5 protein-coding genes are annotated in these 6,048 nt (G+C 72.6%); all 5 read right to left on the minus strand.

What is annotated here, in order from left to right; translation table 11 throughout:
• The coding region (locus GTW67_RS15715) for a trypsin-like peptidase domain-containing protein (RefSeq protein ID WP_346010670.1) at positions 1-1,529 on the minus strand (1,529 nt) is incomplete at its 3' end.
• Positions 1,530-1,790: 261 nt separating this feature from the next.
• Positions 1,791-2,696, minus strand: a complete 906-nt coding sequence (gene truB / locus GTW67_RS15720; RefSeq protein WP_161165445.1) for a tRNA pseudouridine(55) synthase TruB — start codon at positions 2,694-2,696, stop codon at positions 1,791-1,793.
• Positions 2,693-3,148 (minus strand): 30S ribosome-binding factor RbfA, encoded by a 456-nt coding sequence (gene rbfA / locus GTW67_RS15725; protein WP_161165446.1) that lies wholly within the window; start codon positions 3,146-3,148, stop codon positions 2,693-2,695. The genes truB and rbfA overlap by 4 nt, the downstream gene beginning before the upstream one ends.
• A 39-nt stretch (positions 3,149-3,187) precedes the next feature.
• A complete protein-coding gene (locus GTW67_RS15730) occupies positions 3,188-3,481 on the minus strand; it encodes a DUF503 domain-containing protein (RefSeq protein ID WP_161165447.1) in 294 nt (97 codons plus the stop codon).
• Between the two features lie 152 nt (positions 3,482-3,633).
• Positions 3,634-6,048 (minus strand): translation initiation factor IF-2 (gene infB, locus GTW67_RS15735; RefSeq protein ID WP_161165448.1); only part of this gene is annotated, 2,415 nt, incomplete at its 5' end.

Below are 6,048 nucleotides of genomic sequence, written 5' to 3' on the forward strand. Positions count from 1 at the left end.
GCCCCCGTCCACCCCCGGCCGCCTACGACCACCTCCGCCCCGAAGCCCGACAAGCGCCCTTCGAACTCCACGGCTCCCCCAGCCCCCGCCTCGAACGCGTCCCCCACCTCACCGAGCGCCCGGCGAGCCACCGGCACCGCATCGCCGTCTCCCCGCCTCAGCCCCCGCGCAGTAACTGAGGTCAACTCCCCCGCCCAGGACGCCACCGCCCCGTGCAGCACCTCCCGCGGAAACTCCGCCCCCGCCCGCTCCCAGTACTCCTCCCGGCACGCCACCGCCAGCCGCGCCCCCGTCTCCCTCAGCCACGCCGCCGTGCCCTCGGTCCACTCGGCGAGGCGGTGGGCCAGGAGCGGCGGCATCTCCTCCGGGCCGTCGAGGACGATCAGCAGAGGGCGGCCGGCGGAGCCGGCGAGGCGGGCGAGGCGTTCCGGGGTGGTGTCGCCGAGATCCGACGGGCACCGCCGGTCCGAGGCGGCCACGATGCCCGAGGCGCGGGCCAGCGTCCTGCGTGCCGCGTCGGCGACCGACGTGTCGTCGTCGCACAGGTCGGCGCCGCGCAGCCACAGCGTGGGCGCGCGTTCCGGGCCCCGGGAACGGCGGGCGGCGAGGGCTTCCAGTTCGGTCGTGCGCCCGGACCCGGGTGCGCCGACGAGCCCGAGGACATGGGCCGGCCCGCCCGTGCGGGCGGCGAACGCGGCCAGCTCGCGGGCGGGCACGTCCCGTCCGACCGGCTCGGCAGGACGGGACGGATCCGGCCCGACCGCGCCGTCCCTCCGCATCGACGTCGCCGTGAGCTCGACGGTCCCCGCAAGATTGAGGTCGGCGCCGTACGCCGGGACGGTCTCCGCGTTCTCGGCGAGCAGGTCGGCGAGGGGGCCGGAGGCCGCGCGCAGCGGCACGGCGAAGCCGACGTCGCGGTGCCCGGAGGTCAGGGCGGTGCCGAGGACGCCGAGGACGGCGCCGGTGGTGACGTCGAGCACGGGTCCGCCGGCCGCGCCGCCGCCGAGCCGCAGCGCGTCCCGCCCGGAGGTGCCGAGCGCCAGCTCCAGGGCGTCGCCGACGTGGTGGAAGCGGTCGGTGGCCGTGTAGGTGACGTCGGTGGTGCCGAGGACCCGCGCCTCGCGCCAGCAGCCGGCGGCGATCCGGACGTAGGTGCCCGCCTCGATCCGGTCCCGGACGGTGACGGGCAGCGGTGCGGTGCCGAGTCCTTCGGCGCGGACGAGGGCCAGGCCGAGGCCGGGCAGCGGGGTCACGTCCGCGGCGGACACGACCAGGCGGCGGTCCCCGGCGGCGCGCAGGACGAGCCTGCTCAGGCCGTCGACCGCCTCATGGCTGGTGATCACCGTGCCGTGGTGGTCGGCGGCGAATCCCGTGCCCCGGGGGCGGCCGGCCAGGTCGTCGACGCGGACCAGGGCGCCGTCCGTGCCGTCCGGGGACGGCAGGGCGTCGTCCTGCGTGGCCGGGAGGTCGCTGTGCGGCAGCCGCCGTGCGCTGCCGTCCGCCTCCCGGGACCGGTTCCGCGACGCCATCGCCGCACCTCCCCGCCGTGCCGCCGTACACCTGTGCTCTGCTCGACGGTAGGCAAGTGAAGATCGGCGGGACAGATCTCCTCGCGAACGCGCCCCCTTCCGCTCCCCCGGTTCACTCCGAGCGCCTGCCCGGACGGGTGAATAGAAGGAAGGGGTTGGATACACCCTAGGGGGTGGGGGAACCGAGGGGGACCGTGGAGCGGCGGTAAGGGCAGTCCTCGTGACCGCCGCTCCACGGACGGGAGTTGACGGGCCGTCGGCTCAGCCGAAGACGGCCAGGCTCTTCGCCTTGCCCTTGTGTTCCTCCACGAGCGCGAGGAAGCGGCCCTCGGGGTCGAAGACGGCGACGGCACCGGCGCCCGCGTAGGCGTCGGGGATCTCCAGGCGCACCCCGTTCAGGAGCAGCCGGGCCCGCTTGGTGTCCACGTCCCAGCGCGGGAAGGCGGCGGTGGCCGCGTCCGCGACGGGCATGACGGTGAGGTCCTGCTGGAGCTGGTCCAGCGTCTTCGCCGCGTCCAGCTTGTACGGGCCCACCCGGGTGCGGCGCAGCGCGGTGAGGTGCCCGCCCACACCGAGGTCGGAGCCGAGGTCGCGGGCGAGGGCGCGGATGTAGGTGCCGGACGAGCAGACCACCGAGACCACCAGGTCCAGCACCGGGGTGCCGTCCTCGGCGACGGCATCCCGGACGTCGTACACCGCGAAGGAGGAGACGGTGACGGGACGGGCGGGGATCTCGAACTCCTCGCCCTCGCGCGCCCGCTTGTAGGAGCGCACGCCGTTGATCTTGATGGCGCTGACCTTGGACGGCACCTGCATGATGGCGCCGCTCAGCTTGGCGACACCGGCGTCGATCGCCTCCCGGGTGACCTTCGAGGCGTCCTGCGACCTCGTGATCTCGCCCTCGGCGTCGTCCGTCAGCGTCGTCTGCCCGAGCCTGATGGTGCCCAGGTACTCCTTCTCGGTGAGGGCGAGGTGCCCGAGGAGCTTGGTGGCCCGCTCCACGCCGAGGACCAGGACGCCCGTCGCCATCGGGTCGAGCGTGCCGGCGTGCCCGACGCGCCGGGTGCGGGCGATGCCCCGCATCTTGGCGACGACGTCGTGCGAAGTGAAGCCCGACGGCTTGTCGACGATGACAAGGCCGTCGGGCGTGGTGTGCTTCTCGGTCATTCCGCGGTGTCGTCCGTCTCGTCGTCCTCGGCGCCCGGCTTCTTGTACGGGTCCGCCTCGCCGGCGTACGCGGCGCCCGCGGACACCTCGCGCACCTTCTCGTCGGACTGGCGCGCCTTGTCGAGGAGGTCCTCGATGTTCCGGGCGGTGTCCGGGAGGGCGTCCATCACGAAGGTCAGGGTGGGCGTGAACTTCACGCCGGCCGCCTTGCCGACCTCGGAGCGCAGGATGCCCTTGGCGCTCTCCAGTCCGGCGGAGGCGGCCTGCCGCTCCTCGTCGTCCCCGTACACCGTGTAGAAGACGGTCGCCTCCCGCAGGTCACCCGTGACCCGGGTGTCCGTGATGGTGACGTGCGAGCCGAGCCGCGGGTCCTTGATCCCGCGCTGAAGCTTCTGGGCCACCACCTCTCGGATGAGGTCCGCCAGCCTTTTCGCCCGCGCGTTGTCGGCCACTGGTCCGTCTCCCGTTCTTTCTTCTCTGCGTTTCGTGGGTCAGTCGTCTTCGCCGTGGAAGCGCCGTCTGACGGACAGCAGCTCCACCTCGGGCCGGCCGGCCACCAGCCGTTCGCACCGGTCGAGTACGTCGCCGAGGTGCCCGGCGTCGCCGGACACCATGGCCAGGCCGATGACGGCCCGGCGGTGCAGGTTCATGTGATCCACCTCCGCCGCGCTCACCGCGTACTTCCGCTGGAGTTCGGCGACGATCGGGCGGACGAGTGAGCGCTTCTCCTTCAGCGAATGTACGTCGCCGAGGAGAAGGTCGAAGGACAGCGTCCCCACATACATGTACGACCGGTTCACCCGCCGGTTCGGGATCGATGGCCCCGCCATCCACGGGCGGGGACATCAGAACCGTACAACGAACGGCCGGGGCCGATCGACGGATATTGCTCTCCGCCGACCGGCCCCGGGCCGCACCGTCTGAAGAAGTCGGGGTGTTACACCCGCGGCTTCTCGCGCATCTCGTACGTCGCGATGACGTCGTCGACCTTGATGTCGTTGAAGTTTCCGAGGTTGATACCGCCCTCGAAGCCTTCGCGGATCTCGGTGACGTCGTCCTTGAAGCGACGCAGACCCTCGATGTTGAGGTTCTCCGCGATGACCTTGCCATCGCGCAGGAGGCGCGCCTTGGTGTTGCGCTTGACCTCGCCGGAGCGGATGAGCACACCCGCGATGTTGCCCAGCTTGGACGAGCGGAAGACCTCGCGGATCTCCGCCGTGCCGAGCTCGACCTCCTCGTACTCCGGCTTGAGCATGCCCTTGAGGGCCGCCTCGATCTCCTCGATCGCCTGGTAGATGACCGAGTAGTACCGGACGTCCACACCCTCGCGTTCGGCCATCTGGGCGGCACGCCCGGCGGCGCGCACGTTGAAGCCGATCACGATGGCGTCGGAGCCCATCGCCAGGTCGATGTCGGACTCCGTGACCGCACCGACGCCGCGGTGCAGGACGCGGATGTCGACCTCTTCGCCGACGTCCAGCTGGAGCAGCGAGGACTCGAGGGCCTCGACCGAACCGGAAGCGTCACCCTTGATGATCAGGTTCAGCTGCTGGACCTCGCCGGCCTTGAGCACCTTGTCCAGGTCCTCCAGGGAGACGCGGCGCGTGCGCTTGGCGAACGCGGCGTTCCGCTCGCGGGCGGCACGCTTCTCCGCGATCTGGCGGGCCGTACGGTCCTCCTCGACCACGATGAAGTTGTCACCGGCGCCCGGGACGTTGGTCAGGCCGAGGACCTGGACCGGCGTCGAGGGACCGGCCTCGGCGACGTTGTTGCCGTTGTCGTCGAGCATGGCGCGGACGCGGCCGTAGGCGTCGCCCACCACCATCGTGTCGCCGACCCGCAGGGTGCCTCGCTGCACGAGGACCGTCGCCACGGCACCGCGGCCGCGGTCGAGACGGGACTCGATGGAGATGCCCTGCGCGTCCTGGTTCGGGTTGGCCCGCAGGTCGAGCGAGGCGTCCGCGGTGAGGACCACGGCCTCCAGCAGGGAGTCGATGTGCAGACCCTGCTTGGCGGAGATGTCGACGAACATGGTGTCGCCGCCGTACTCCTCGGCCACCAGGCCGTACTCGGTCAGCTGACCGCGCACCTTGGTCGGGTCGGCACCCTCGACGTCGATCTTGTTGACCGCGACGACGATCGGCACCTCGGCGGCCTTGGCGTGGTTGAGCGCCTCGACCGTCTGCGGCATGACGCCGTCGTTGGCCGCGACGACGAGGATCGCGATGTCCGTCGACCGGGCACCACGGGCACGCATGGCGGTGAACGCCTCGTGACCCGGGGTGTCGATGAAGGTGATCTTGCGCTCTTCGTCGTTGACCTCGGTCGCGACCTGGTAGGCACCGATGTGCTGGGTGATGCCGCCGGCCTCGCCCGCGATGACGTTCGTCTTGCGGATGGCGTCGAGCAGTCGGGTCTTGCCGTGGTCGACGTGACCCATGACGGTCACGACCGGCGGACGGACGACCAGGTCCTCCTCGGAGCCCTCGTCCTCGCCGAACTCCAGGTCGAAGGACTCGAGCAGCTCGCGGTCCTCCTCCTCGGGGCTGACGATCTGAACGTCGTAGTTCATCTCGCCGGCGAGGAGGTGGAGCGTCTCGTCGGAGACGGACTGGGTCGCGGTGACCATCTCGCCGAGGTTCATCATGACCGCGACGAGCGACGCCGGGTTGGCGTTGATCTTCTCCGCGAAGTCGGTGAGCGACGCACCGCGCGACAGGCGAATGGTCTCGCCGTTGCCGCGAGGCAGCATCACGCCGCCGACCGACGGGGCCTGCATGGCCTCGTACTCCTGGCGCCTCTGCCGCTTCGACTTGCGACCGCGACGCGCGGGACCGCCGGGACGGCCGAAGGCGCCCTGCGTGCCACCACGGCCACCGGGACCGCCGGGACGGCCACCGAAGCCGGGACGGCCACCGCCGCCGCCGAAGCCGCCGCCACCGGGACGACCGGCGAAACCGCCGCCGCCACCGGGACGACCGGCACCGCCGCCGCCACCGGGACGGCCGGCGAAGCCGCCGCCGCCCGGACGACCGCCGCCACCGGGACGACCGGCACCGGCCGGGCCACGGCCGCCGCCGGGGCCACCGCCGGGACGCGGGCCGGCAGCGGGACGCTGCGGCATCATGCCGGGGTTCGGACGCGGGCCGCCGCCGGGACGGGGACCGCCGGGACCGCCCTGCGGACGCGGCATCCCACCCGGGGTCGGGCGGTTGCCGCCCGGAGCCTGGGGACGCGGACCGCCGCCCTGGCCGGGAGCCTGCGGACGGGGACCGGCGCCGGGGGCACCGGGACCGCCGGGACGCGGGCCGCCCTGCGGACGGGGCGCCTGCGGGCGCGCCATGCCGGCGTT

Source organism: Streptomyces sp. SID5910 (genome assembly GCF_009862125.1).
In the GTDB taxonomy this organism is placed as follows: Bacteria; Actinomycetota; Actinomycetes; order Streptomycetales; family Streptomycetaceae; genus Streptomyces.